Origin of the sequence: Streptomyces sp. NPDC056061 (assembly GCF_042266885.1) — a bacterium.
In the GTDB taxonomy this organism is placed as follows: domain Bacteria; phylum Actinomycetota; class Actinomycetes; order Streptomycetales; family Streptomycetaceae; genus Streptomyces.
The window spans coordinates 42,402-67,960 of the sequence record NZ_JBHJWQ010000011.1; the positions used below are offsets into that span (position 1 = coordinate 42,402).

Here is a 25,559-nt window from a genome sequence, read left to right on the forward strand (position 1 = left end):
ACATGCACGTTCGTGAGTTCCGATGACATGTCCCTCGGGCTGCGTGAACGCAAGAAGCGCGCGACGCGCGACGCCCTCACGTGCGCGGCGTTGCGCATGGCCGCCGACCGCGGCATCGAGAACGTGACCGTCGAGGCGGTCACCGATGCGGTGGGGGTCTCCGTGCGCACCTTCTTCAACTATTTCCCGTGCCTGGAAGACGCGATCACCCGACCCGACCAGGACAACGCCGAGCGGGTCCGCCGTGCCGTCCTCGACGCGCCGGAGGAGCTCACCCCACTCGACGCCCTGCGTGAGGCCATGGAGCAGGAACTCGCCCATATCGAGGAGGATCACGAACGCTGGGGACTCCAGATGGCCGCGCTCCGGACGAGCCCGTCCCTGCTGCCCGGGTTCCTGGCCGCCCAGGGCGCGGACGAACGTGCGCTGATCACGGCCGTGGCGGAGCGCCTCGGTCAGGACCCCGAGTCCGACCTCCGCCCCCGGCTTCTCGCCCATGTGGCGATTGCCGCGGTGCGTGCCTCGGTCGAGCTCTGGGTGGCCACCGGACAGACCCGCACGTTCGAGAGCATCCACCGCGACGCGTTCACCTCACTGGCCGCCGGCCTGAGCGGCTGAAACACCGCCTGTGCCCCCTCGGGGGCTCCATTTCATCGAAGAATGAGGAACATCAGCCGATGACCGCTGCTGTCACACCCGACGCCGTCGGCGCTCCCGACGGCGCCCCACCGGCGATGACACGTCGCCACATACTTCAGGCCATGTCGGGGCTCATGGCCGGCATGTTCGTGGCCATCCTCGCCTCCACCGTGGTGGCCAACGCCCTGCCCAGGATCATCGCCGATCTGCACGGCAGCCAGTCCTCGTACACCTGGGTGGTCACCGCCGAACTCCTGGCGATGACGGCCACCGTCCCGATCTGGGGCAAGCTGTCCGACCTCTACGACAAGAAGCTGCTCATCCAGCTCTCCCTCTCCATGTTCGTCGTGGGCTCGCTCGTCGCCGGCTTCTCGCACAGCGTCGGCCTGCTCATCGTGAGCCGTGTGCTGCAGGGCATCGGAGCGGGCGGCCTCACCGCACTGGCCCAGGTCGTGATGGCGGCGATCATTCCGCCGCGCGAACTCGGCCGCTACTCGGGCATCTTCGGCGCCGTCTTCGCCGTCGGCACCGTCGCCGGACCGCTCATCGGCGGTGTGCTCGTGGACACCTCCTGGCTGGGGTGGCGCTGGTGCTTCTTCATCGGCGTACCGTTCGCCCTGCTCGCGATCGTGCTGCTCCAGCTGACCCTGAAGCTGCCCACGGTCCGCCGGGAAGTGAAGATCGACTATCTCGGTGCGGTCCTGATCATGAGCGGCGTCAGCGCGCTGCTGCTGTGGGTGACCCTCGCGGGCAATCGCTTCGACTGGTGGTCCTGGCAGACCGCCGCCCTGGTCGTCACCGGAGCCGTCCTGCTCATCGCCGCGATCGTGGTCGAGTCCAGGGTTCAGGAACCGATCATCCCGCTGGACATCTTCCGCAACCGCACCGTGACGCTGACGACACTGGCCAGCCTGCTGGTCGGTGTGGCCATGTTCGGCGGCACGGTGTTCCTCTCCCAGTACTTCCAGATCTCGCTCGGCAAGTCGCCGACCGTGGCGGGGCTGATGAGTCTGCCGATGATCCTCGGTCTGATGGTCTCCACGACCGTCGCCGGGCAGATCATCTCCGCCCGGGGCAAGTGGAAGGGCTTCCTGATCGCGGGCGGCATCATCATGACGGCGGGCATGGGCCTGTTGTCCACGATCGGTGCGGACTCCTCGTTCGGACTGCTCAGCGTCTACATGGTGGTACTGGGTGTCGGTGTCGGCATGCTGATGCAGAACCTGGTGCTGGTGGCCCAGAACGACGTCGCCGCGTCGGAGCTCGGCGCGGCGACCTCGGTCCTGTCGTTCTTCCGCAGCCTCGGCGGGGCCATCGGCACGAGCGCGCTGGGCGCCGTGCTCGCGCACCGGGTGACGAGCGAGCTGGAGAAGGGCTTCGGCGGCGCCGCGGCCGGAGCGGGCGGCGGCGAGCGCAGCGTGCCCGACCTGAGCACGCTGCCCGAACCGGCGCGGCAGGTGGTCGAGCACGCGTACGGCGTCGCGACCGCGGATGTCTTCCTGCTCGGAACCCCGTTCGCGGTTCTCGCCCTGATCGCGGTGCTGTTCATCAAGGAGAAGCCGCTCAAGACGCAGAGCGGCATGGAGCGGCTCGCGGAGGAGAACGCCGCGGCGAAGGCGTCGGGGACTGCGACGCACTGACCGCACCGGGTTTCGAGGCGGCCGGGCCGCCGGGCCGGAACGCCTGTCGAGGACGCACGGGGATGCTGCGCACGTCCGGGGCCGTGCCGCGCTCGGCCCCTTCTCGGCCGCGCCGGGCCCCGCACGGACGCGAGGCGCCCGGCGTTCACGTCCGGACCGGGGGCCGCGGCGGATCACGCCGGTACGGGACCCGATCGGCCGCGGCACCGGTCGGCCCCGCGGCCCCGGAACGACGCGGCCCGTCCGGTGGCGCCCCGGCCGGGCCGACCGGGGCGCCACCGGCTCACGTCGCCGCCCGCCGCGGAATTGCCGCAGGGCCCACGGCCCGGCCGTCGTCACGGACCGGCCAGGAGCGCTCCCAGCGCGAACGCCGTATCCGGATGGCGGCCGACCAGTGCCGCGCCCGACACCGGACCGGGCTCCGGCGTCTCCCACACACCGTCGCAGCCCAGCAGCTCCGCCACCGCATCGCAGCTTGCGGGATGGACGGCGAGAAGGGCGACGCCCGGCCCCGTTTTCCCGCCCCGTGCCGGATGCGCGGCTTCCGGCTCCGGCCGGGCCCGCCACGGAGGAACCCACTCGTCCAGCGCCGCGAGCCGACCGGGGAAGATCCGCCCGGCCTCCCGGATCAGCAGCGGGGCCAGCTCCGCGCCGTCGGCCCTCAGGGTGCTGATCAGGGTCGGCAGCCACGGCAGGAGCACCGGGTCCGGCAGCCGCCCGAACGCGTTCGACACGGCTTCCACGACAAAATCGGTGAGGCCCGGAACGGGCTCCAGGGCGTGGACGAAGCCGCTGAGATAGCGCGGATAGGCGGGTACCACCAAGGGGTTGCCGAGCAGTTCGTCGCACCGCTCGCGCAGCTCGGCACGGGAGAGGAGCCCGAGGTGCGTCCGGGCCGCCCACAACAGGGCGGTCTTCGACGGGTCCTGCGGGTGCGACTGCGCCACCGCCAGCTCCAGCTGCGTCCGGTCGCAGCCCAGGGACAGCGCCAGGCTCTCCATGCTGAACAGGAAGCCCAGCATCGCCGCCACGTGCCGCACGCCCGCGTCGTCGTCGGCGAACGCCGTTGGCAGCAAGGTGCAGTAGTGCGCGTACCCGGCCTTGACGAAGGACTCGATCCACGGCGGCAACACCGGCTCGCTGGTGCGGTAGTACGCCAACAGCCGACGTATGCGGCGCAGCACCTCCGGGGCGTCGTCGACGCTGCGTTCGGCCGAGAGTACCTCCAGGGCGTGGGTCCCCAGTTCGTCGGCGAGACGGCGGCTGCGCAGGTACAGCGTCGCGTCCTCGACGGCCACCAGGACGGTCGCCGCAGTGGCCTGCGGGCCGTACGCGGCGCGGCGCAGCCGCTGCTCCAGCACCTGCTCGATGCTGACGCCCTCGTAGCCGAGCTCGATGAGCGCCCGTTGGTGGGTGCCCAGCGACAGGTCCCACGACTCCTGGACGGAACGCTCGCCGAGCCGGCGCTCGCCCATGATCGGGCGCGCCGCGCCCTGCGGCAGGAGGCGGCGGAGCATCCACAGCATGTCGGAGCAACGCTCCAGTTCCGGCGCGGCGGCGATGTCCAGCAGTGCCCGTTGCACGCCGCGCTGCTGGAGCTTCAGGTTGAGCGGTGCGAGCCGGTCGTGCACGTCGCGTGCCAGGGGCGGCAGCGCGTCGTATCCAACCTGGCCGATCCGGTCGCCGCCCATCATGATCTCCACCAGGCGGCGCACGTCGCGCCGGCCCGGCACCGTGTCCTTCTCGATGCAGGTGACCGCGGCGTCCTGGAAGTCGTACGGCGTGGGCTTGGCCCGGTCGCGCATCCCGGCCAGCAGGATCGAGGTCTCGAAGACCGCGATGGCGTCGGCGGTGGAGGCGAGGTAGCCGTTGCGGCGTGCGGCGCGCACGATCTCCACGGACCAGCCGAGCAGTTCGGCCTCGTCCAGGCGGTCCAGCACGGGTGGCTGCCGGAGGAAACCGGTCAGCTTGTCCGAGGCCGGGATCTGCGGCTCGGGAGCCGCCGTCACGGCCTTCTTGGCCCTCGACTTCCGCGTGCCCGCCTGTCCTTCCAGTCGGAACGGCTTCACGCCGGTGCGCCGGGCGTTCTTCGCCCAGACCGTCGCGGCGATCGACACCGAGCCCGCGGCCAGGCCGAACTGCGCCTCGATCGCCGCGTGGCTGGACGGGATCAGGCCGTGCTGCCACGTGGTGGCGGTGCGTGGGCCGATCTCGAAGGTGTCGGTGCCGTGGGCGCCGAACTCGGCGACGCGGCTGACCGCGTGGAAGGCGCCGCAGACGTAGAGGCAGTCCGCGGGGTCGGTGCCGGTGGCGGCCAGATGCTCGCGCATCCGGGTCCACATGTGGCGTTCGCGGTCCTCGTCGACACGGACCCGGTGGGGGTCGCCGGGTGCCAGGCGCCGGAAGAGACTGCCGATCAGGAGCATGACCTGGCGGTAGGTGTCGTGGTCGCTGTCGCCGAGCGGCAGTTCGACGTACTGGTGCCACCACTCCGACCAGTGCCGCACCCTGCCATGGCGCAGCAGGTGTTCCTCCAGTTCGGCGAAGCGGGGCCGCAGGTCACCCACCTCCACCCCGAGCGCGTCGCCGTGCAGCGCCGCCTCCTCGTCGGCGGGTGGCGCGTCCGGGGCCGGGGCGTCACCGGAATCGGTGCGCGTCCTGCGCGCGTCCCACTGGAACACGTGGTCCGAGGAACGGTCGACGAGGACGAGTTCGACGCCCGGTGTGTCCAACGCGTAGGCGATCGCCTGGTACTCGGCCGATGCCTCGGTGATCGGTGCGACGACGGACAGCGGGGACCATTCGGCGGGGAAGCCGTCGATCTCGGTCGCGAACGCCTGGACCGCCACCGGGAGCTTGCAGTTGCGGAGTTCGGTCAACAGCGGCGCCATGTCCTCGCACAGCTCCAGGTACACGACCTTGGGCTGCTTCTGACGCAGGCGGCGGGCCATCGCGGACGCCGAGGCGGGCGAGTGGTGGCAGACGGGGAAGACCTCCAGCGGCTCGCGCACCGCGCGGTCGACGTCGTCGACCATGCCGAGAAGGATGCCCTCAAGGGCATCGGGCCCGTCGGCGAACGTCGTGGCGGCCTCCCGCAACTGTCCGCGCAGTGCTCCGAAGCCGCCCTCGTTCTCGCTGCTCATGACAGGGTGGCGATCGCGTCGCGGCCGCCCTCCAGGAACTCCGGCCAGGATCCGCCTTCTTCCTTGCTCCGGGGTTCGACGACACCGTGCAGGTACTTGTTGAGTATGGCCAGGTCCTCGGGGTCGCGCCGGGCCAGCGACCCGACGAGCGAGGAGGCGAGCGTGTGGGCGGTCAGCGCGCGCTCGCCGAAGAAGTTGCTGTGCAGGATCGCGTCCTCCAGCACGCCGATCTGTTCGGCGGTGGACAGTGCGGATTCCAGCTTCTCGTCGTCGCTCCCGGCCGCGGCTGCCGACGCACGCAGGTCGGCGAAGCTCTGGAGCAGGACGTCGAGCAGGGTCGGCGGGACGTCCAGTTCGATCCGGTGTCGGCGCAGCAGTTCCTCGGTGCGGAAGCGGACGATCTCCGTTTCGCTCTTCTTGTTCGTCACCACCGGGATGCGCACGAAGTTGAAGCGGCGCTTGAGCGCCGAGGACAGGTCGTTGACGCCCCGGTCGCGGCTGTTGGCGGTGGCGATGACCGAGAAGCCGGGCTTGGCGAAGACGATGCCGTCGCTGTCCAGTTCCGGGACCGAGATGTACTTCTCGGACAGGATCGAGATCAGCGCGTCCTGGACGTCGCTGGTGGAGCGGGTGAGTTCCTCGAACCGGCCGATCGTGCCGGTCTCCATCGCCGTCATGATCGGCGAGGGGATCATCGACTCCCTCGACTGGCCCTTGGCGATGACCATGGACACGTTCCAGGAGTACTTGATGTGGTCCTCGGTGGTGCCGGCCGTTCCCTGCACGACGAGTGTGGAGTTGCGGCTGATCGCGGCGGACAGCAGTTCCGCCAGCCAGCTCTTGCCGGTGCCGGGATCGCCGATGAGCAGGAGGCCCCGGTCGGAGGCCAGGGTGACGATGGAGCGCTCGACGAAACTGCGGTCGCCGAACCATTTCTGGGAAATCTCCCGGTCCAGGCCGTCGGATCGCTCGGATCCCAGGATGAACAGGCGGACCATCTTCGGGGACAGGCGCCAGGAGAAGGGCTTGGGGTTGTCGTCGACGGACTCCAGCCAATCCAGTTCCTCGGCGTACTTGATCTCGGCGGGGGCGCGCAGCAGGTCGGACATCTCAGGGGCCTTTCGTGAAGGAATCAGTGGAATGCGAAAAGGTGCCGAATCACGTGAGGAACGTCTTGAGCTCGTGGACGAGCTTGCGGATGTGGCCGGAGAGCACCGGGGCACCGAGGTCCTTGAAGCGCTCCCGGAACCACGGGTTGACGCTGCCGCGCCCGGAGCTGGTCACCGAGCCGACCGGGATGAACTTGGCGCCGGAGCGGTGGATGGCGGCCATGCTCGCGAACAGCTGCTCGGTGCGCCATTCGTAGAAGTCCGAGATCCACACGACGACGGTGTTGCGGGGCTCGGCGATCTTCGGTTGGGCCAGTGCCATGGCGACCGTTCCGTCGGTGCCGCCGCCGAGGTTGGTGCGCAGCAGGGTCTCGAAGGGGTCGTGCACCCACGGTGTGAGGTCGAGCGCCTGTGTGTCGTAGGCGATCAGGTGCACGTCCACCTTCGGCAGCCCGGCGAAGATCGACGCAAGGATGGTGCAGTTCACCATCGAGTCGACCATCGATCCCGACTGGTCCACGACGACGATCAGCCGCTGGGGCGTCGTCTTGCGGGCGGTGTGCCGGTAGTAGAGGCGGTCGACGTACAGTCGCTCCTCCTCCGGGCTCCAATTGGTGAGGTTCTTCCAGATCGTGCGGTCGACATCGAGGTTGCGGAACACCCGTTTGGGCGGGATCGAGCGGTCCAGTGCGCCGACGGTCGCCTTCTCCACCTGGGTGCGCAGCACTTCGGCGACCTCGTCGACGAACCGGCGGATCAGTGCCTTGGCATTGGTCAGGGCGACACCGGACAGGTTGTTCTTGTCCCGCAGCAGCTGCTCGATCAGGGACATGCTCGGGGTCAGTTGCGCGGCCAGCGCCGGATCGGCGAGCACCTCGCGCAGACGCATCCGTTTGACCAGGTCGGCTTCGATGGCGCCGAGTTCGGGGCCGATCGCCGGAATCAGCCGGCCGAGGTCGGGGGTGGTGCCCGCGGTGCCGGTTCCGGTCGGGCCGGCGCCCCGTCCTGCGGCCCCCGTGCCGACGCGGCCGCCGCGAAGCTCGCCGGGCTTGCAGCCGAGTGCGCGCTCCAGCCAGCCCGCGTCGGACTGCCACCGTGCCAGCTGTCCGGCGGTGACCGCGCCGGAACCGGAGGCGAAGACGTTGAGCAGCACCTTCGACACCAGTGCCGCGCGCCGTACTTCGGCCGCCCGGTCCCGTGCGCCGTCGTCGGGTCCGGGGTCGGGGTCCGGCACCATCAGGCCGTCGAACTCGTCTGCCAGCCCCGGGTGGCGCTGGACGACCGAGTCGACCGAGGCCTGTGGGTCCAGCAGCGCGGTCGGCAGGCCGATGTCCTCGACGACGGCGAGGCTCGCCGATTCCAGGCCGGGCTGCTCCTCCGGGTCGAAGAGGCGGGCGAGGAGCCGCCAGTACAGGACCTGGCGGCGGTTGTCGTGCGGGTCGGCTCCGGGAATCTCTGGGGCTTCCGTCTCGGGGGTCTGTCCGGTCATTTCCGCAGCAGCCTTCCGGCGCGCTCGCGCAGTACCGAGGTGGCGTCGGTGGCGGCCTTCTCGGCCCTGGCCCCGGTCTTGTCGGCCGTGCCCCCGGCCCATCCCCCGGCGTGGAGCGCGACGGTCTTCTTGCGCACGGTCGTTTCGACGGCCAGGGGCTGGATGCTGAACGATCCGGCGTCCCAGCGCAGGAGTCCGATGCACGAGCCGGACGCCGCCACGGCGTCGGGCGTGAGCGGTCCGGCGGTCGGGATCCGGTCGGTGTCGACGGCTATGGCATGCCCGGCGACGGTGAACGCCGTCACGTCGTCGTCCTTCGTGATGGTGTGACCCTCCAGGAACACGGGGACGGCGATGCGCACCGGGTGCCGGTCCAGGGGTGCCGTCGCCGCGTCGGTGGCGGCGGGCAGGGCGACGCGGGCGGTGGTGAAGGCGTCGGCGGGCTCACCCGGGCGGGCGTGCTCGTCGTTCCAGATGAGGTCGCCCCCGGCGGTGATCGGCATGTCGGTGAGTTCCATCGAGAGGCCGTTGCCGAGGGCGGCCAGGAGCGACATGTGCGGGCGGAGCAGTTGCCAGACACCGGCTCCGACGACGGTGTCGGGTTTCGGCACCGACACCCCGGCGCGCACCAGGCGGGGCACGGTCCCGTCGGCGGGCTCGAACACTGCGTGGACCTGGGCCTGTGCGGCGGTGGCGTGTTCCTGGAGGTCGACGCCGAGGGGCAGGAGGCGCCCGGTGGCAGTGCCGGTCGCCGGCGCGTCGGCCGCGCCGGGAAGCGTCAGCAGCATCGCGCGGGACCACAGATCGGCCCAACGGCGCACCGGGACGTGTTCCAGCGACGCCCCGGGGCAGGACGCGGCGAGTTCGGCGGAGAAGCCGTCGAGCAGGGTCGCCAGGCGCCGCATTGCCGGCTCCCGGAGCATCGCGGTGACGATCTGTGCCGATCCCGAGACCAGTTCGTGGTCGATGCCGTGCCACCCGGAGCGGGCGAGGTCGGCCAGCCAGGAACGGGCTGCGACGAGCAGGTTGGCCGCCGGGCGGTCGCCGGACACGGCGGCGGTCTCCTCGCCGCGGGGGCGGCCGGTCGCCTCGTCGATGCGGGCTGTCAATGCGTCGTGGACGGAACCGAGCAGGGCCGTGCGGGCGGCGGCGAGGGTGATGAAGTGATCCTCGCCGGCGGCCCCGGCGGCCGCCTTCTCGGCGGCCTCGGCGCTCCGGGCCGCGAGCGGCGTCCCGGCGACGGCGTGAGCGAGCCCGGTCAGGCCGGCGGTCTGGTCGGGCTGGGGACGGAGCAGCCCGGCGACGAGTACCCGGTCGAAGGCATCGACGGCCTCCAGCGCCTCGTCGAGCCCCTCGACGGCCTCGGTGAGCAGGTCCGCACGCATCACGCCACCGCCCTGGTCGGCGGGAACCACTGCATCTCCGGAAGCGGTTCGGTGGACGGGGCGAGTTCCAGGTAGGTCAGGTGGCGGAGGAAGCGGCTGAAGACGGGCGCGGCGGCCTTGGTGTCCCCCTGCGGTGGTCGCGTGGCGCTCATGTCGGCGGCGAGGGTCTGGGCGCTCGGTTCCGCGGAGTCGGCCTTCAGGTAGCGGGCGACGCGCTCGGCGCCGTACTGCAGCACCGCCTCGGTGATCAGCGCCCGGATGTGATTGCAGAACGAACCCCGTGCACCGCCGCAGGGCCGGTTGTTGTTGGTGCTGCAGGCGAATGCGTAGGTGCCGGCCTCGACCGACGAGACGTAGACCCGCGCGATGTCCGATCCGCTGGACACCACGCCCTGCAGGCGTCCGTCGGCAAGTTCGACGAACGGGACCTTGGCCAGTTTGCGCGGGCGGGCGGGCGGAACCACCCGTTCCGTGCTCGACCTCTCCCTATCTGACAACACACCATCTCCTCAGCAGCAAGGGGCTTCCGCGCCAGGTCGGCGGGACACTGCTGAACATAGTTGCGACCACTGACAACGACGGCGGTGCGTGGATCGCGACGGCGTTCGACGCACGGCCGCATCATGGGCCCGGCATCGCCGAGGGCCGCTTCCGGTCGGGGCCGGGACGGCTCCGCGGCCGTTCGGCGCGGCGGCGGGCCGCTGTGCCGGACGTGCGAACACGCCCGTCGGCACCGGAAGCGGACTTCCCCGGCGCGCCCGGCCCGTCGGCGGGTGCGTCGTCGGCCCGTCGTCGCCCCGGCCCGGTGGCGCAGCGTCAGACGGTCCGGATCTCCTGGTCGGATCCGCCCGCGCCGGGACCCGGCGCACCGGTCCGCCCTCGGTCCGGAACGCCCGCCGAACTACGCTCCGTCCCCGAACCGCGCGCCGGGGCTTCGTCCGGCGCCGGGCCTCGCGTCCCCGGCGCTCCCGCCCGCAACCCGTCCATCACGAGGTCCAGGAGTCGCGTCGCGCGCGGCTGCCACTCCCCGCGGGGGTCGATCTGCCAGAGCCCGGCGATGGCGAGCAGGAAGTCCTCGGGGGCGACACCGGGGCGGATGGTCCCGGCCGCCTCGTTCGCGTCCAACAGGAGGGAGACGGCCTGTGTCAGCGGACCGTGTGGTCGATCTGATGAGGGCAGGCGTGGAGCGGCCCGCGCTGCTCGTCGATGTGGGCCGGCTTCCCCTGGACGGTGTCGAGGTGACGAGCGACGGTTCACTGCGCATCGGCGCGACCGTCGCCAACAGATCTCGCGGCCTCATCCGCAACCTCGTCGTGGACGTGCTCACCGGAATCGCCGAGGAGGCCACCCGATGACCATCACACCGGCAGCGCCCCCGTCGCGCGGGGCCCTCGGCGCCACGCACACCCGTGTGGAGGGGCGCGACAAGGTCACCGGCGCGGCCCGCTACGCCGGAGAGATTCCCTTCACTCGGCCGGACCACGGTTGGCTGGTGTTGTCAACCGTGGCCCGGGGCCGGATCCGGTCCGTCGAGGACTCCTCCGTCCTGGCGATGCCCGGGGTGCTCACCGTGTTGCACCACGGCAACGCGCCGCGCGTCGACACCGACTACGTGGGGGCGCTCGGACGGCCCAACCCGGTCGTCGGCCTGTTCCAGCACGACCGTGTGCCCTTCGTGGGCTGGCCGGTGGCACTGGTCGGGGCCGAGACGCCGGAACAGGCAAGGGAGGCCGCGGAGACGCTGGTCGTCCGGTACGACGAGGAGCCGCACGACATCGACTTCCGTTCCGGGCGTGCCGACGCGTACACGCCGGACGACAATCCGATGGCGGAGGCCGAGACCACGAAGGGCGATGTAGAGGCCGAACTCGGCGCCGCCGCCCACGTCGTGGACGAGGAGTGCACGACGCCGGGGGAACACCACCACCCGATGGAACCGCATGCGGCGACCGCCCGATGGGACCGCGGCCGACTCTTTGTCGTCGACTCCGATCAGGGCAGTTCCTGGGTGGCGGACGAACTCGCCTCGCTCTTCTCCCTGGACCCGGCGGCGGTGCGGGTGCGGTCCGAACACGTCGGAGGGGCCTTCGGCTCGAAGGGCGTGGGCCCGCACCAGGTGGCCGCCGTGATGGCCACGACCCTTCTGCGCCGCCCGGTCCGCGTCGTGCTGACGCGCCGCCAGATGTTCTCCCTGATCGGGTTCCGCAGCCCGACGTCCCAGCGGGTCAGGCTCGGTGCCGATGCCGACGGGCGTTTGCGCGCCTTCGACCACCGGGCACTCAACCTGACGTCGACGGTGCACGAGTTCGTCGAGTCGAGCGCGGTGCTGGGACGCGTGATGTACGACGCGGACGCGCACCACACCCTGCACCGGCTCGTGCGGCTCGACGTACCGACCCCTTCCTGGATGCGTGCGCCGGGAGAGGCGCCGGGTTCCTTCGCCGTCGAGTCCGCCCTCGGCGAACTCGCCGAGAGGTGCGGCATCGACCCGATCGCGCTGCGCGCCCGCAACGAACCCGTCACGGGGCCGGTGTCCGGGCTGCCGTTCAGCAGCCGCAGGCTGCTCGCCTGCTTCGAGGAGGGCGCCCGCAGGTTCGGCTGGGCGCACCGCGACCCGCGACCCGGAGCGCGCCGCGAAGGGCGCTGGCTGCTCGGCACCGGAACGGCGGCCGCAACCTATCCCTCGGGCGTCGGTGCGTCCACCGCGGCCGTGACCGCTGAGCAGGACGGAACCTTCACGGTCCGGGTCAACGCGGCGGACATCGGTACCGGCGCGCGAACCGCGATGGTCCTGGTGGCGGCGGACGCGCTGGCGGTGGATCCGGACCGGATCCGGGTGCGCATCGCGGACAGCGACCTCGGTCCGGCGGTGATCGCCGGCGGCTCGATGGGAACACGGTCCTGGGCCTGGGCGGTGACGGTCGCGGCGGAGGAACTGGGGAAGCGACTGGGCCCGGGGGGCGGCATCCCGCCCGAGGGAGTCACGGCCCGGTCGGACACCTCCGAGGCCGTCGCCGCCCTCGCGAAGAAGGAACGGCATTCCTTCGGGGCGCAGTTCGCCGAGGTCGCCGTGGACATCACCACCGGCGAAGTGCGGGTACGGCGGTTGCTCGGCATCTTCGCCGCGGGCACGATCGTCAACCCGCTCACCGCCCGCAGCCAGTTCATCGGCGGAATGACATGGGGGCTCTCCATGGCCCTGCACGAGGAGGCGGTCAGGGATCATTCCTCCGGCGGGCATGTCGGCGCCGACCTCGCCCACTACCACTTCGCCGCCCACGCCGACGTGCCGCCGATCGAGGCGGACTGGGTGGACGACCCCGTGCCCGACGATCCGGTCGGGGTGAAGGGCATCGGGGAGATCGGTGTCGTGGGTGTCGCCGCGGCTGTCGCCAACGCGGTGTGGCACGCGACCGGTGTGCGTCACCGGCACCTGCCGATCCGTCCGGACCGGGTCCTGGCGGCGGGCACGGACCGGCACCGGTCGGATCGGGGGCTCGGCACACCTGACGTCACCGGGGAACGCCATGTTGCGAGAAGGGCCGGGACGCGGCGCCGACATCGTGTGCATCGGCACAGGCCCGATCGTGCAGCGGCACCCCGTACCCCGCCGGTCGCGGCCGGGCGGCCACGGACGTCGTCGGGGCGGCCGGGCCCGGTACGTTCCCGGAGCCACGGCGCGCGCTCGGCCTGATGCCGCTGACGTACGCGCGCGGTAGTGCGATGTGACGACGACATGACGATGTGTGCCGTGGAAGGCTGGCGCACGCGACGAAGCCGGGCGGCCGACAGGCTCCGGGGGGACGCACCGCGTTCCTCGCGTTCCGTCGGCCACCGACTCCCTCCGGCGCCTCCACCGCCGATGCACCGGGACCCGTTCATGCGGATACGGCGGGCCCGGCTCCGGACGCGGGAGCGGGCCCGGACGGACGCGGTGGACGCCGCTGCCCGGGCACGGCCTCCCCGCCGTCGCCGTCACCACCTTCCGCAGCGCGGAACGCATCGATCAGGTCAAGGAGAACGTGTGACCCCCCTCAGAGCAGCCACGCGCCGGGGATCGGCCGTGGGCCTCGCCCTCGCCGCCTGTCTCACCGCGATACCGACCGCGGCGGCTGCGTCCGCCGGCCCCGACGACGGGGCGATGTCCACGCCCGGACTCGGCCGGTTCCACCATCAGCGCCTCGACTGGCACACCTGCACCACGGGTCCCGACGACACGACCGGCCAGGACCTGGACAAGGCCGGCGCCCAGTGCGCGGACGTGACCGTGCCCCTGGACTACACGGCGCCCCGGGGCCGCACCATCACCGTCGCGATCTCCCGGCTGAAGGCGACCGACACCCGCCACCGCATCGGCACGCTGCTGTTCAACCCCGGGGGCCCGGGAAGCTCCGCGATCGGCCTCGCCCCGCTCATCCGCACGGTGATGAAGGAGGCCGGAGCACGGTACGACATCATCGGGATGGACCCGCGCTTCGTCGGCCGCAGCACGCCGCTGAACTGCGGCTGGCCCGTCGGCACCACCCTCTTCTCGGCCGGTGTCGGCAGGGCGGGATTCGACCGCCAGGTCGCCTTCCAGAAGGACCTCGCCGACAAGTGCCGGGCCACCAACGCGTCCGTGCTGCCGCACATCACGACCCGCAACACCGCCCGCGACATGGACGTCGTCCGGGACGCGCTCGGCGAACGGAAGATCTCCTACCTGGGCATCTCGTACGGCACCTACCTGGGCACGGTCTACACCCAGATGTTCCCCGGCCGCTACGACCGGGTGGTGCTCGACGGCGCGCTCGACCCCCGCCGCTACAACCCGCGGCTGATGCGGGGCGTGGAGCGCGAGAACGACCGGGCGATCGCCGACTGGGCTGCCTGGGCGGCACAGCGACACAGCACCTACGGCCTCGGCCGCACCGGTAACCAGGTGCTCGCCACGATCGACCGTGTCATCGCGGCGTCCGCCCGCCACCCGCTGACCGTGGGCACGGGGACCGAGACGTTCCGGCTCGACGACACCCTGGTGCCCTTGGTGGTCTTCATGGGAGACGCGGACGACACCGACGAGGCGCGGGCGGCCCTCGCCGAGCAGGTCTCCATACTGGCCGAAGCGGCGAAGGGGCGGCCGACCCAACTGTCGCCGCAGTTCGCCGGCGCGCTGCGGTCCATGCTCACCGACGAAGGCGCGCAGGTCGGCAGTGTGCAGTCCGCGATCCTCTGCGGGGACGTGGCCGCCCCGCGCGACCCGGAGCGCTACTGGCGCGACATCGAGCGCAGTCGCGCCGCGCACCCGGTGGTCGGCCCGCTGACCAACAACATCGGGCCGTGCGCCTTCTGGGACCGGCCCCGCGAGGAGCCGACCCGGGTGCGCCACGATGTCCCGGCGCTGATCGTGGCCGCCACTGGCGACCCGCGCACCCCCTACACGGGGAGCGTCGCGCTGCACACCATGCTGCCGAGCTCCGGGCTGATCACCCTCAAGGGCGCCAACCGGCACGCGATCTACGGCCTGTACGGCAGCGCCTGCGTAGACGACCAGGTCAACCGCTATCTGGTCACCGGCAAGCTGCCCGCGAGCGACCGGACCTGCGTCAAGCCGGGCGCGTAGCCGTCCGCACCGCTCCACGGGCCCGCCGTCCGGTGCGTCCGGGCGTCCCGGTCGGTCGGTCGTGGACCGACCGACCGGGACGCGCTACGGAACCCGTCCGACCGCGTGCGAGGGGTCGTTCGTCGGCTTGCTCCGCACACACGCGACCCCGGCCCGATTCCGGCGGGCCGGGGTTGCGTGTGTGATGTGCGGTCGGATGGACGGTCGGGTCAGTAGCGGTCTCCACCACGGTCGCCGCCGCGGTCGCCGCCGCGGTCGTCCCCGCGGTCGTCCCCGCGGTCGCCGTGGTGCCCGATCACGCGGAAGCTGCCGACGACCCCGTTGTGGACGTGCACGCCGCCCTTGACGTGGCCGGGGAAGACCCCGTCGCTGGAGCTGTGCGGTCCGACGGTCGCGATCGGGGCGCCGTTGTCGCAGGTGGCGCCGCGGAAGACCTCGACAGTCCGGCGGCTGTCGTTGCGGATGTTGAGGCTCTTGGAGCCGAGCCCGCTGACAATGACCATGCAGCCGCCACGCTCGGCGGCGTAGGTACGCTCGTTGATGTGGATGCGGCCCTCGTGGTGCTCGCGTCCGCGGTCGCGGCCCTTTCCGTATTCCCTGCCCTCGTTGCCCCTGCCCTCGTTGCCCCTGCCCTCGTTGCCCTTGCCGGCGTCGCCGCCGGTGAGGGCCGTGGTGGGGGCGGGGGCCTGCTGGACGACGGGGGCCGCCTGGACCGGCTCGGTGGTGGCGGCCGAGGCGTAGGTGATGCCGGTGGCCGCCAGGGCCGCGGCGGCCGCTACGGCGGCGGTCACAACGGTGGAACGGGTAACCATGTCACTTCTCCTGTCTCAGAGAGGCCGGCTGAGCAGTCGGCCCGAGACTGAACGTACTGACGGACCCCATACCTGTCATATCGGACACGTTGGCTCGCACCGCCGGAACGCCGATCGAGGGACAGAAAGTACGCCAAATGCTATTTATGGATTATCCGATGAGCCTCTAACTTCCATGCGAGGTAGTCGAATTGACATGCCATTGCCCCATCCGAGGGACTTCCTGAAACGCGCTCACCCCGGGAACGGCGTGTCTTTCATTGACAGCATCGAGCCGCCCTCATCCGCGGCACCTCCCGTTCGGCCGCGGCCGGTTGCACGCCGCCTCCGAGGCGGATTCCGACGATCCGCGTGTCTGCCGCCTCGGCACGCCGCGGCACACACACGCGACCGCGACATCGCCCGGACCGCCACCGCTCGGCACCGCGCCCCCGACCAGCGGATTCACCGGTCGGGGGCGCGCGGCTGACGGATCCTCCGGCGCGCGGGGCGGACGGACCTGTGCACCGTCCTTGCCCGAGCCGCGTCGCCGCCGACCGCTCGGAGCGACGGTCGCATCCACCGCGCCCGGGCAACGGTGGCCGCACGGCCGGACCCGGTGCCCCCGGCCCGGCCGCAAGAGGTGCGGCCGTCAGGCCATCACGCCGTATGCAGCGTCAGTCCGTACCGGTTGAGGATCTCGTTGATCGGCTGGTGCCAGGTCTCGCCCCCGCCGGAACAGTCGCCCCAGCCGCCCGATGTCACTCCCTGGGCCTGATCACCGCTGATGAACGATCCACCCGAATCACCCGGTTCCGCACAGACACTCGTCTTGGTCATCTGGTGGACGGCACCCTGGCTGTAGTTCACGGTCTCGTCGGTGGCCAGTACCTTGCCGCAGTGCCAGTGGGACGTGGAGCCGGATCGGCAGACGGACGCGCCTATGGGCGCCTCCGCGGAGCCCCGGACCAGTTGGTCGGAGACAGTGCCCCAGCCCAGGACCACCGGCACGGTCCACCAGCCATTGCCCACACCGACCCATGCGTAGTCGTCGCCCGGGAAGGACGCGCCCTGGAAGTTGCCGATGACGGAGCCGTCCCAGCCCCTGACCTCCGCGCCCGCCTGTCCGCAGTGGCCTGCCGTGACGAATCCGCCGTACACCGAGAATCCGATGGAGCAGCGGACATTGCCCGTGTAGTAGGGATCCCCTCCCACCGTGCCGGCGGCGAAGGTCCGGGGCCCCTCGGATGTGTGTCGCACCGCGACGGGGCCCTCTTCGCGGGCCCGCTCCACGAATGCACGGACATCGTTGTCATCCTTTGCCGACTCGACGACGTCCACAACGACACGGTTGGCCTTCGGGTCGACGTGCCAGCTGCTGACGCCCTTCGGTGCGGACAGCCTGTCGAGCCGCTCCTTCGTCGCGTCGAGCCGACGCGCACTGTGGCGCACCAGCCGGGCGCGCGCACCGGACGCCGATACGGCGTCCGCCTTGCCGCCGTCCGTGACCGCCACGGTGAGCTTGCCCGTGGACGGATCGAACCAGGCGCCTGCGTACGACTCCCCGGCGGCTCGTCGGGCTCTTTCCTGTACGGCGATCGCCTCCTTCTCCGCGGCCAGGCGTACCTCGGCCTGCCGCTCCGTCAGCCCGAGGTCCCTGCGCATGGCGGCGAGCAGACCCGCGGACGCCGGAGCCTCGGAGACGTCGGCCCGGCCCGCGAGGTCCTGCGGATCCGTGGCGGAGGCGGGGGTGACACCGACGACCGCCCAGGCACCGATGGCAAGAGTGGCAGCCAGACTCATGCGTAACGCTTTCCAGCATGTCAAGGCGATGACCCTTCTGTTGTTCCGACATCGTGGAGAGGAACAGCGGGGTGTCCGAGAGACCATGCCTGAGAGCGCTCTCAGGCAGGCCGCAGACGGACTGTAGCCCAGAGACATCGGCAGGTCCATGCCAAAGAAGCGGTTCGGGGCCTCTGACGGAGCCGTGCCGCGGGACCTGCCCACCCAAACCGGCCACCCCGCGACCCCCCGCGATCCGGCCCACGCCGAACGCAGCCACGGGACGTCCTGCTGCCGCGGGGCGGCGCCCCGAACCGTTCCGACGTGCCCTCAGGCGTGCTCGTCGGCGCCGGTCCAGGACCGGGCGTGCCGAACTGCCGCTCACTACTTCGTCGATCGAATCACCGATGCCGTCGAGGGCCGGGCCGACGCCCACTGCGCCCGTCGGGCCCGGTCGGCGCGCGCGGCACGGCCCGGGCGTCTCCCCGCACCTCGGCAAGCTGCCGACCGGCCGTCCGCGCCGTGAATCGTTCCGAACCCGGTCAGCACCGCGCCCAGTCACGCAGGGCCGACCGTGACGCAAACGCGGCGACGTCCTTGTCGAGCGGCCGGTCGGTGTACTGATGGATGCGCCAGGACGCCTTGATCCTCGGCTTCCCCGCGGTCACGTAGTCGGCGATCCACAGGCCGTCCCCGGCGTACGAGGTGGTGTCGTGGTCGAGCCAGAACTGACGATTGCAGTACAGCAGAACCCTGTGGTGCGGGCGCAGGCTCTTGACCGCACGGATGAAGCTGTCCTTCTCGGCGTTGCTCGCCCGCGTGCCCTCGCCGTTCTCCTCCCAGTCCACGGCGAGCAGATCCCCCGCCTTCTCCGGCGCCTTGCTCAGGAAGTACTCCGCCTGTGCCGCGATGTTGCCGGGCCAGAGGAAGTGGTAGAAGCCGACCACGCAGTCGGCGTCCCGGGCGCGTTTGACCTGCTCGGACAGACGAGGGTTGACGTACGAACGACCCTCCGTGGCCTTGATGAAGACGAAGTCCAGTCCGTCCGTCTCGAAGGACGACTGATATGCGCTGACATCGACACCGTGCAGCATGGCACCGCCTCCAGATCGGCTCGCCGTTTTCTGCTTCTCCGCCTGTACGTGCCCGCGGCCGTTCGGTCCCATCCGTGCGGTGAACAGGCGAACCGTTTTGCCAATTCCCGGAATAGCGTGCCGCGGCCGACGGTTCGTGGAAGCGACGAGAACAGGCACACCAGCCCAGTCATCGGCGGAAGGTCGGACCCATGAAGATCGGCATCATCGGAGCGGGCAACATCGGCGGCAATCTCACCCGGCGCCTCACCGCGCTGGGACACGACGTCTCCGTCGCCAACTCCCGCGGACCGCAGACACTCACGGCGCTTGCCGAGGAAACCGGCGCCACGGCGGTTGCCTCCGCGGAGGCCGCCCGGGGAGCCCAGGTCGTCGTGGTCACCGTGCCTCTCAAGGCGGTTCCCCAGTTGCCTTCCGGGTTCCTCGACGGGGCCGCCCAGGGGGTCGTGGTCATCGACACCGGCAACTACTACCCGCAACAGCGCGACGGCCGGATCGCCCCGATCGAGGACGGTCTGCCGGAGAGCCGGTGGACGGAGGCGCAGATCGGCCACCCGGTGATCAAGGCGTTCAACGGGACGTATGCGCAGGACATCCTCGACAACGGCCGTCCGGAGGGAAGCCCCGGCCGTCAGGCGCTGCCGGTGGCCGGTGACGACACCGCTGCCAAACAGCTCGTACGCGGGCTGATCGACGAGCTGGGCTTCGACACGGTCGACGCGGGTGGCCTCGACGAGTCGTGGAGGCAGCAGCCGGGCACGCCCGTCTACGGTCACCGGGGGGACGTCGAGGCCGTGTCGCAGGCGCTGGCCGAGGCGTCGCCGGAGCGCACGGCGGAATGGCGTGCCTGACGACGTACGGCACGGGTGTGCAGGTTCCGGCCTCCGCTCCGCCCGTCGAGGGCCTGCCCACGAGCCCGTCGCGCGAGCGAATCACCACCGCTGCCGGACGTCATCGGCGGGAAGGCGTGGGAAGCCCCACCGGCCGACGTCCGGCGCAGGGCACGGCCGGGGTGGTCCCCGAGTCGCGGGCCCGGCCCCGTCGGGCCGACCCCGGCCGGGGTCGAAACAGCCGCACCGCGCGCCCCGGCGCGGCACCCCGGCTCCGGGCGGCGCCGCCCCGGTCCGGGATGCGGCGTCCCGCAGCGGGCGCCGCATCCCGGTGCAGCGCCCGCCCACCGGGGTCCGGCCCGGTGCTACTGGGAGTCGTCCGGACGTGCCGGAAGACTGTCCATGAACGAACTGACGGAGAATACGGCGCGGCCGGCTCCCGGCGGGCCGTATCCGGGAGGCGAGCTGAGGCCGAACTCCTCCATGGTGGCGCGATAGGCGTCGAGCAGGCGGATGTGGTATTCGAGCGGCGCCCCGTCCGGATTGGTCCTGCCGAGCGGGGTGGTGGGCTCCGGGCACCAGGTGGTGAAGCGCGGTGTGATGCCGTGCGACATGAAGAACCGCAGCCCCTCGGTCGTCGACTCGATGGCCTCCTTCACCGTGGTGAAGCCGAAGGGCGCGGCCATCTCCACACCCGCCACGAAGTTGGGAATGACGTTGCGCGCGCCGAACACGTCGGCAGAGTCCAGGATGCGGCGGTGCCACTCGTCGCGGCCCACGTAGCGTTCCTTGCCCGGGCAGTAGAGCTCGAAGAGCCGACGGTCCCACACCTCGTAGTTGGGGTGGTAGATCTTGACGCCGTAGTCGTGGAACCGCTGGACGTCCGCCTTGGGCAGTGCCTGGGCGACGACCTTGCCGATCCACCGGCCGGGAAAGCGCTCCTCGATGGCCTTGGCGTACTGCCCGTAGAAGTCCGCCTCGTCGCGGCCGCCGATGTGGGACGTGATGGCACCGCCGGTGAGAGTGTAGGCGGTGGACGCCTTCGCGGTGTCGTACCGGTCGATGATGGCCAGTGCCTCAAGGACCTCCTCGACCGGCTTCACCCCGGTGTAGGGGCGCCCCGCCGCCTTGTGCTGGCGCCAGTTGTGGTTGATGTCGCAGTACTGGCACTCCTCCTTCGCCCCGAAGTACTGGCAGACCCGGAAGACCGTCAGGTAGACGAGGTAGCCCCACTGGATGGTGGGGGCCACTTCCATCACGGACTTGCCGTTCTCGAGGGTGTGACGGTAGTAGTCGGGCATCGGCGGCAGACCGACGTCGGAAATCCTCCGGCCGTCCAGGTAAAGCCCGAGCACCCCCTCGTCGTCGGCCGCGACGCGATACGGGGAAGCCGGGTTGACGCGCACCGACACCACGGTCCGGCGCAGCTCGTAGGGGCCGCCGGTGAGCACGATCTCCTCCGGGGGGCGGCGCAGTGCGGCGGCGCCGAGCTCGGGGAGCGTGCCGTGGTCGAAGGAGAAGATGAAGTACGACTTCGGCTTGACGTCGCCGTCCTCGTTGTCGCTGAGCGCGGACTCGTCGAACGCCACGCCTCCGCGCAGCAGGTCCTCCTTGATGACGGCTTCCCGGGGTACGTGCGGGAACTGTTCCATGAGCCGCTCGACCAGGCGGGTACGGCTGTGCTCGGTAGTGCTGTCGGTACTGCTGGGCATGTGCGGGACTCCTCGGTCCGGTCGTCGAAGGCGCTCCGGGTGCGTCACGAGGTGCAACGAACCGCGGCCGCCGGCGGTGCCCGTCCGCAGGGGAGACGTGCCCCGGGGCGGAACGGTGGTGTCCGGGCCGACGATGGTGCGGTCCGGGACGGTGGTCAGCGGCCCCAGTGCGCGGGGCGGTCGAGCGACGGTGGCAGCCTCGTCGCCGTGTCGCCCCCGGCCGCGTTGAGCTGGGCCTGGGTGAGGAAGAGGCTTCCGGTGAGATCGGCGGCGGACAGGTCGGCGTCCCGGAGGTCCGCGCCGATCAGATCGGCGAGGCGCAGGTCGGCCCCGGTGAGGTCCGCCGCGATGAGGTACGCGCCGCGCAGGTCGGCACCCCTCAGATCCGCGCCCCTGAGCCGGGCGCCGATGAGGTCGGCGCCGCGGCGGTCGCGCTTCTTGCCGCGGGGTGCGGTGGCCCGGACCGCCCGGCCGGCTTCGTGCAGGAGTGCGGCGACCGTCTCGCGGTGCGCGGCCACGTCCAGGTCGGCGAGCTCGTCCGCCGGAAGGCGCGTGAGGCGTTCCGTCTCGTCGAGGCTGTGCCGGAGCTCGCCGTGCAGGAAGCGGGCCGGTTCCAGGGACAGTGCTTCCGTGAGGTACCAGAGGAGTTCGTGGAGCTGTCGCATCACCGGGAAAACCTGGAACATCCGCCGGGCGGTGTCCGGATCTGCGCGCCAGTCCCGTCCGCCGAAGGTCTCGCCGGACACCTTCTGCCCGGCCCCGAAGCAGTCGTACACGGTGCAGCCGGGGTAGCCGCGGGTGCGCAGTTCGGAGTGGATTCCGCAGCGGGAGTCCTCCCGGAGATTGCGGCAGGGCTCGCCGGCCTTCTTGTCGATCGCGAAGTCCGCGGACCTGGTGAGAGTCAGGGCGACACAGCAGAGTCCGAAACAGTTCGCACAGTCGGCACGCAGTGCCGTGCGGCCGCTTCCGGGGCCTTGGACGTTGTCGGGCACGGTGCGTGGGTCCTTCGGGGCGCAAGAGTTTTCGGACAGCCAACTCTATCGGTGGGCGTCGCCCGTGCGCGCCGGTGGGCACACCGTCACCACCGCCGAAGGCCCCGGCTGCCATGGCGCCCGTCCTCCCGTTCCCCGACGCAGGAGCGTCTCTTCACGCCGCTACGCACGCGGTCGGCCGCCCCGTCCCGTTCGGTGGTCCACCGGTGACCGCCCCTGCGCGGACTTGTCGTCGCCAGTCCTCTTCCGCCGCTCCCACCGGCCGGAACCGCGCCGGACGGTGCCGGGACCGCCTCGGCCCGTCCGGCCGTCGCCCCGTCGGTACGCGTCGGGCGCCCGTCCGCCCCCGGGACTTCGCGCCCGTGCGGCGCGTTCCCGTGTCCAGCCGACCGTCGAGGACATCCTCGACGACGCGACGCGTCCGGCGGCACGGTCACGGGCGACGCGCGCGTCGGTACCGATGTCAGTGGCGCGACGCACACTGGTGGCAGTACGGCGTGGCGGAGGGGACACCGATGGGCATCGAGAAGGACACCGCCTTCGAACCGGCGACGGGCGACGGCCCGCCGAGGGAGCCGGACGATCGGCGCGCCCCTTCGGTGCGGGCCGCGTTCGAGGGGATGTTGCAGATCCGGCGGCTGACCAACGCGTCGCTCCCCGACCCGGAGGGAGTGCCCGCGCCGTGGGAGACGAACCGGCCGATACGGGCGGTCGCCCTGTCCCTGGAGGCATCGGGTCTGACGGCGTCGGCCGTCGACGGCACGGGAGCACGGACGGCGACCGGGTACCGCGTGGCGCGGGGGGAGACACCGGGCGGCGTGCGGGTCGAGTGGCTCGGTCCCGTCGGCAGCGGGGCCGCGCACGCCGAGGAACGTGAGCTCGGCCGGTGCGCTGCCGCGCTGCGGGAGTTGGGCTGGACGGTGCTGCTCTACCGCGGGCCGCGCCGCCGCAGGTTCCTGGAGGTCGAGCCGCCGGCCGGGGCCCCGGCCGGCGGACGGTGACGGGCGCGGGCCGTGTGCGGGCCGTCGTCCGACCGCCGGTCGGATTCCCGTCGCCGGGCTCCCGGAACGGCACCTGACGGGTGCTCCGGCGCCGCCGTGCGAGAGCGTTGTCGGACCCATGGGGAATGCTGGTGGGTCCGACACCTCCGATCCGATCGGGAGATGCTGAGATGCGCAACGACGAACTCGCCGCGGCCCAGGCGTATGTCCGCCTTCTGGAAGCCACCCGGGCGGCACTCGCGGAGCCCGAGGACGGGCCGCTGTACGTGCCACTGCTCGCCTCACCGATCGCCGAGGCCGACGGCGCTCTGGAGCGCGCGGGACTGTGCGGCAACGAATCACGGTTCTTCGACCTCGTGCGGTCGCTCCGGCCGGGCATGCCTGGTGGCGGGCGCTGACGGACGAGTCAGGGGGCCGATTTCGGCGCGGGGCCGAACCGGTTCAGCCGACCGTCCACCGGGCGGGGGCCAGCCCGAGTTCACGGTCGCCCAGCGGGGCGAAGAACCTCGCCACGTCCTCCTCCGTGACCTGGGCCAGCTCCGCCGGGCTCCAGCGCGGGGAGCGGTCCTTGTCGATGATCTGGGCGCGCACGCCCTCCACCAGATCGGCCCCGGCGAAGGCGGTGCACGACGTGCGGTACTCCTGGTCCAGCACCGCTTCGAGGCTGTCCAGCTCGCGTGCCCGGCGCAGTGCGGAGAGGGTCACCTTGAGAGCGGTCGGGGATTTGGCGCGAATCGTCTCGGCGGCCCGCCCGGCGGCGGGAACACCACTGCCGTCGAGCCGGTCGAGGATCTCCTCGACCGAGTCGGCGCGATAGCAGGCGTCGATCCACTCGCGGTGTGCCGCCAGCTCGCTGTCCGGCGCGGGCCCGGCGTGGTCGCGTACCGTCGCCTCGATCTCGCCGGGCGTGCCGCAGTCGGCGAGCTCCGCGGTGAGGGCGGCGAGGTCTCGCGTCGGCACGAAGTGGTCGGCGAGCCCGCACAGCAATGCGTCGCCCGCTCCCGCCGCCTGTGCCGTGAGCGCCAGGTGGGTGCCGAGCTCGCCGGGTGCGGAGCCGAGCAGACGCGTCCCACCGACGTCGGGGACGAATCCGATGCCGGTCTCGGGCATGGCGACGCGCGAACGTTCGGTGACGACACGGACGTCGCCGTGGGCGGAGACGCCCACGCCACCGCCCATCACGATCCCGTCCATGATCGCCACATAGGGTTTCGGATACCGGGCGATACGGGCGTTGAGCCGGTACTCGTCGCGCCAGAACGCCGTCGACGCCGTGCCACCGGCCCTGGCGTCGTCATGGATCGAGCGGATGTCGCCGCCCGCGCACAGGCCCCGCTCCCCCGCGCCCGTGATCAGGACGGCGATGACGGAGTCGTCGCGCTCGGCCTCGGCGAGTGCTTCGTCGATGCGCAGCACCATGGCGTGGTTCAGCGCGTTGAGGGCACGCGGGCGGTTGAGCGTGATGTGCCGGAGGTGCCCCTCCGTGTGCAACAGAACGGAATCGTCATGGTTCATGCGCTGCTCCGGTCGACCGCTGTGCCGTATCGCCCGTCGTACCCGGACGATCTTCCGCTGACATTCTGCGCGGCGGGTTCGGGTACCCGGCGGGCAGGGTGCCCGGCTCGGACTGCGGGATGCCGACGGGCGCGGGCGGCATGAGCACAGCGGCGCGGGACGGTTGCGCATCGCGCGGTTGCTCTCCTGCCTCCGTGGCGGCGGAACCGCAGCGAGTACCGGTCCCGGTTCAGCGGGCTCCTGCTCCCCAGGTCGTTACGCCTTCACATCCAATCCCCGGGCCTGCCGCCGATCGGCGGATCAGTCCAGGAAGAGGCTCATGTACAGCGCCGTCTCCCCGTCGGACTCGGTGCCGCTGTAGAGAGAAGTGTCGAGGCCGCAGAGGACGAACCCCATCCGTTCGTAGGCGCGGATGGCCGGAACGTTGATGTTCGTCACTTCCAGCCAGACGTGCCCGGCACCGCACTCCCGGGCCCAGTCGATGGCATGGTTCATCAGCGCGCGTCCGATGCCCCGGCCCCGGTATGGCCCGGCCACCTCGATATCGGCAATGGTCAGGCGACGGTTCCAGGGCTCGTACTCCGTGTCGACATAGCCGCACACACGATCGCGATCCAGCGCGACGAACCGGCGACCGCCCTCCGCCACCTCGGCGTGCTCCGGCTCCTCGTCGGGGAAGACCTTGTGAACCGGCGGGTCCAGCTCGGCGAGCCGAAGGGAGAACCCGCTCTCGGAAACGGCCACTTCGAAGACGGCGCCCGAGACGAACTCGCCCTTGATGACGGCGGACTTGTCCCGCTCGCTCTCCGCCGCACGACAGGTGATGTCGTCCACG

The 25,559-nt window shown here is 71.4% G+C and carries 18 protein-coding genes and 3 pseudogenes; 8 read left to right on the plus strand and 13 right to left on the minus strand.

Annotation, left to right across the window (positions count from 1 at the left end; all coding sequences use genetic code 11):
- The first annotated feature begins 27 nt into the window (after positions 1-27).
- Together ACFC79_RS17780 and ACFC79_RS17785 are read left to right on the plus strand one after the other, a co-directional pair.
- Positions 28-618 carry a TetR family transcriptional regulator gene (locus ACFC79_RS17780; RefSeq protein WP_376241318.1) on the plus strand — a complete coding sequence of 197 codons (591 nt, stop codon included), beginning with the start codon at positions 28-30 and terminating at the stop codon, positions 616-618.
- Between the two features lie 59 nt (positions 619-677).
- The gene (locus ACFC79_RS17785) at positions 678-2,279 is read left to right on the plus strand and encodes an MDR family MFS transporter (RefSeq protein WP_376241085.1); all 1,602 of its coding nucleotides are present in this window, start codon (positions 678-680) and stop codon (positions 2,277-2,279) included.
- Positions 2,280-2,614: 335 nt separating this feature from the next.
- On the opposite strand, the gene ACFC79_RS17790 is transcribed toward ACFC79_RS17785, so the two are convergent.
- The 6 genes and pseudogenes from ACFC79_RS17790 to ACFC79_RS17815 form a co-directional block, all read right to left on the minus strand.
- Entirely contained in the window at positions 2,615-5,422 is a 2,808-nt protein-coding gene (locus ACFC79_RS17790; protein ID WP_376241087.1) for a hypothetical protein, read from the minus strand.
- On the minus strand, positions 5,419-6,531 hold the full coding sequence (locus tag ACFC79_RS17795) for an AAA family ATPase (RefSeq protein ID WP_376241088.1): 1,113 nt from the start codon (positions 6,529-6,531) through the stop codon (positions 5,419-5,421). The genes ACFC79_RS17790 and ACFC79_RS17795 overlap by 4 nt, the downstream gene beginning before the upstream one ends.
- A gap of 49 nt (positions 6,532-6,580) precedes the next feature.
- Positions 6,581-8,020: a VWA domain-containing protein gene (locus ACFC79_RS17800; protein ID WP_376241090.1), complete on the minus strand. Its 1,440-nt coding sequence runs from the start codon at positions 8,018-8,020 to the stop codon at positions 6,581-6,583.
- Positions 8,017-9,435: a hypothetical protein gene (locus tag ACFC79_RS17805; protein WP_376241091.1), complete on the minus strand. Its 1,419-nt coding sequence runs from the start codon at positions 9,433-9,435 to the stop codon at positions 8,017-8,019. Before ACFC79_RS17805 ends, ACFC79_RS17800 begins: the two co-directional genes overlap by 4 nt.
- The gene (locus tag ACFC79_RS17810) at positions 9,405-9,902 is read right to left on the minus strand and encodes a hypothetical protein (RefSeq protein ID WP_376241320.1); all 498 of its coding nucleotides are present in this window, start codon (positions 9,900-9,902) and stop codon (positions 9,405-9,407) included. The genes ACFC79_RS17805 and ACFC79_RS17810 overlap by 31 nt, the downstream gene beginning before the upstream one ends.
- A 319-nt stretch (positions 9,903-10,221) precedes the next feature.
- Positions 10,222-10,563: pseudogene (locus ACFC79_RS17815) on the minus strand (hypothetical protein); the annotation flags it as partial.
- On the opposite strand from ACFC79_RS17815, the pseudogene ACFC79_RS17820 reads away from it, so the two are divergent.
- The 3 genes and pseudogenes from ACFC79_RS17820 to ACFC79_RS17830 all read left to right on the plus strand — a co-directional run.
- Positions 10,515-10,688: pseudogene (locus ACFC79_RS17820) on the plus strand (xanthine dehydrogenase family protein subunit M); the annotation flags it as partial. The pseudogenes ACFC79_RS17815 and ACFC79_RS17820 sit on opposite strands and share 49 nt — an antisense overlap.
- 68 nt (positions 10,689-10,756) lie before the next feature.
- Positions 10,757-13,099 carry a xanthine dehydrogenase family protein molybdopterin-binding subunit gene (locus ACFC79_RS17825; RefSeq protein WP_376241093.1) on the plus strand — a complete coding sequence of 781 codons (2,343 nt, stop codon included), beginning with the start codon at positions 10,757-10,759 and terminating at the stop codon, positions 13,097-13,099.
- Positions 13,100-13,429: 330 nt separating this feature from the next.
- Complete coding sequence (locus ACFC79_RS17830) at positions 13,430-15,007, plus strand: alpha/beta hydrolase (RefSeq protein ID WP_376241095.1); 1,578 nt, start codon at positions 13,430-13,432, stop codon at positions 15,005-15,007.
- A 209-nt stretch (positions 15,008-15,216) separates the two neighbouring features.
- Here ACFC79_RS17830 and ACFC79_RS17835 read toward each other — a convergent pair whose 3' ends face one another.
- The 3 genes from ACFC79_RS17835 to ACFC79_RS17845 form a co-directional block, all read right to left on the minus strand.
- On the minus strand, positions 15,217-15,819 hold the full coding sequence (locus tag ACFC79_RS17835) for a hypothetical protein (RefSeq protein WP_376241097.1): 603 nt from the start codon (positions 15,817-15,819) through the stop codon (positions 15,217-15,219).
- 639 nt (positions 15,820-16,458) lie between these two features.
- The gene (locus tag ACFC79_RS17840) at positions 16,459-17,601 is read right to left on the minus strand and encodes a S1 family peptidase (protein WP_376241099.1); all 1,143 of its coding nucleotides are present in this window, start codon (positions 17,599-17,601) and stop codon (positions 16,459-16,461) included.
- Between the two features lie 521 nt (positions 17,602-18,122).
- A complete protein-coding gene (locus ACFC79_RS17845) occupies positions 18,123-18,674 on the minus strand; it encodes a glycoside hydrolase family 25 protein (protein WP_376241101.1) in 552 nt (183 codons plus the stop codon).
- 140 nt (positions 18,675-18,814) lie between these two features.
- Here ACFC79_RS17845 and ACFC79_RS17850 point away from each other — a divergent pair.
- Positions 18,815-19,525, plus strand: a pseudogene (locus tag ACFC79_RS17850) (NADPH-dependent F420 reductase); the annotation flags it as partial.
- Between the two features lie 344 nt (positions 19,526-19,869).
- Here ACFC79_RS17850 and ACFC79_RS17855 read toward each other — a convergent pair.
- Together ACFC79_RS17855 and ACFC79_RS17860 are read right to left on the minus strand one after the other, a co-directional pair.
- On the minus strand, positions 19,870-21,216 hold the full coding sequence (locus ACFC79_RS17855; RefSeq protein ID WP_376241103.1) for a radical SAM protein: 1,347 nt from the start codon (positions 21,214-21,216) through the stop codon (positions 19,870-19,872).
- Positions 21,217-21,371: 155 nt separating this feature from the next.
- The gene (locus ACFC79_RS17860; RefSeq protein ID WP_376241105.1) at positions 21,372-22,208 is read right to left on the minus strand and encodes a pentapeptide repeat-containing protein; all 837 of its coding nucleotides are present in this window, start codon (positions 22,206-22,208) and stop codon (positions 21,372-21,374) included.
- 515 nt (positions 22,209-22,723) lie between these two features.
- Between ACFC79_RS17860 and ACFC79_RS17865 the strand changes: the two genes are divergently transcribed.
- The gene (locus ACFC79_RS17865; protein ID WP_376241107.1) at positions 22,724-23,209 is read left to right on the plus strand and encodes a hypothetical protein; all 486 of its coding nucleotides are present in this window, start codon (positions 22,724-22,726) and stop codon (positions 23,207-23,209) included.
- 170 nt (positions 23,210-23,379) lie between these two features.
- The gene (locus ACFC79_RS17870) at positions 23,380-23,607 is read left to right on the plus strand and encodes a hypothetical protein (RefSeq protein WP_376241109.1); all 228 of its coding nucleotides are present in this window, start codon (positions 23,380-23,382) and stop codon (positions 23,605-23,607) included.
- 43 nt (positions 23,608-23,650) lie between these two features.
- On the opposite strand, the gene ACFC79_RS17875 is transcribed toward ACFC79_RS17870, so the two are convergent.
- Positions 23,651-24,724: an enoyl-CoA hydratase/isomerase family protein gene (locus ACFC79_RS17875; RefSeq protein WP_376241111.1), complete on the minus strand. Its 1,074-nt coding sequence runs from the start codon at positions 24,722-24,724 to the stop codon at positions 23,651-23,653.
- A 300-nt stretch (positions 24,725-25,024) separates the two neighbouring features.
- Positions 25,025-25,558, minus strand: coding sequence for a GNAT family N-acetyltransferase (locus tag ACFC79_RS17880; RefSeq protein ID WP_376241113.1), 534 nt, complete (start codon positions 25,556-25,558; stop codon positions 25,025-25,027).
- Between the last annotated feature and the right edge of the window lies 1 nt (position 25,559).

Excerpts from the sequence above, each read along its gene's own strand:
- ACFC79_RS17855 (WP_376241103.1), bottom strand. The coding sequence starts at position 21,216 with ATGCCCAGCAGTACCGACAGCACTACCGAGCACAGCCGTACCCGCCTG.
- ACFC79_RS17780 (WP_376241318.1), top strand. The coding sequence starts at position 28 with ATGTCCCTCGGGCTGCGTGAACGCAAGAAGCGCGCGACGCGCGACGCC.
- ACFC79_RS17875 (WP_376241111.1), bottom strand. The coding sequence starts at position 24,724 with ATGAACCATGACGATTCCGTTCTGTTGCACACGGAGGGGCACCTCCGG.
- ACFC79_RS17865 (WP_376241107.1), top strand. The coding sequence starts at position 22,724 with ATGGGCATCGAGAAGGACACCGCCTTCGAACCGGCGACGGGCGACGGC.
- ACFC79_RS17795 (WP_376241088.1), bottom strand. The coding sequence starts at position 6,531 with ATGTCCGACCTGCTGCGCGCCCCCGCCGAGATCAAGTACGCCGAGGAA.
- ACFC79_RS17870 (WP_376241109.1), top strand. The coding sequence starts at position 23,380 with ATGCGCAACGACGAACTCGCCGCGGCCCAGGCGTATGTCCGCCTTCTG.
- ACFC79_RS17785 (WP_376241085.1), top strand. The coding sequence starts at position 678 with ATGACCGCTGCTGTCACACCCGACGCCGTCGGCGCTCCCGACGGCGCC.
- ACFC79_RS17825 (WP_376241093.1), top strand. The coding sequence starts at position 10,757 with ATGACCATCACACCGGCAGCGCCCCCGTCGCGCGGGGCCCTCGGCGCC.
- ACFC79_RS17800 (WP_376241090.1), bottom strand. The coding sequence starts at position 8,020 with ATGACCGGACAGACCCCCGAGACGGAAGCCCCAGAGATTCCCGGAGCC.
- ACFC79_RS17845 (WP_376241101.1), bottom strand. The coding sequence starts at position 18,674 with ATGCTGCACGGTGTCGATGTCAGCGCATATCAGTCGTCCTTCGAGACG.
- ACFC79_RS17840 (WP_376241099.1), bottom strand. The coding sequence starts at position 17,601 with ATGAGTCTGGCTGCCACTCTTGCCATCGGTGCCTGGGCGGTCGTCGGT.
- ACFC79_RS17790 (WP_376241087.1), bottom strand. The coding sequence starts at position 5,422 with ATGAGCAGCGAGAACGAGGGCGGCTTCGGAGCACTGCGCGGACAGTTG.
- ACFC79_RS17835 (WP_376241097.1), bottom strand. The coding sequence starts at position 15,819 with ATGGTTACCCGTTCCACCGTTGTGACCGCCGCCGTAGCGGCCGCCGCG.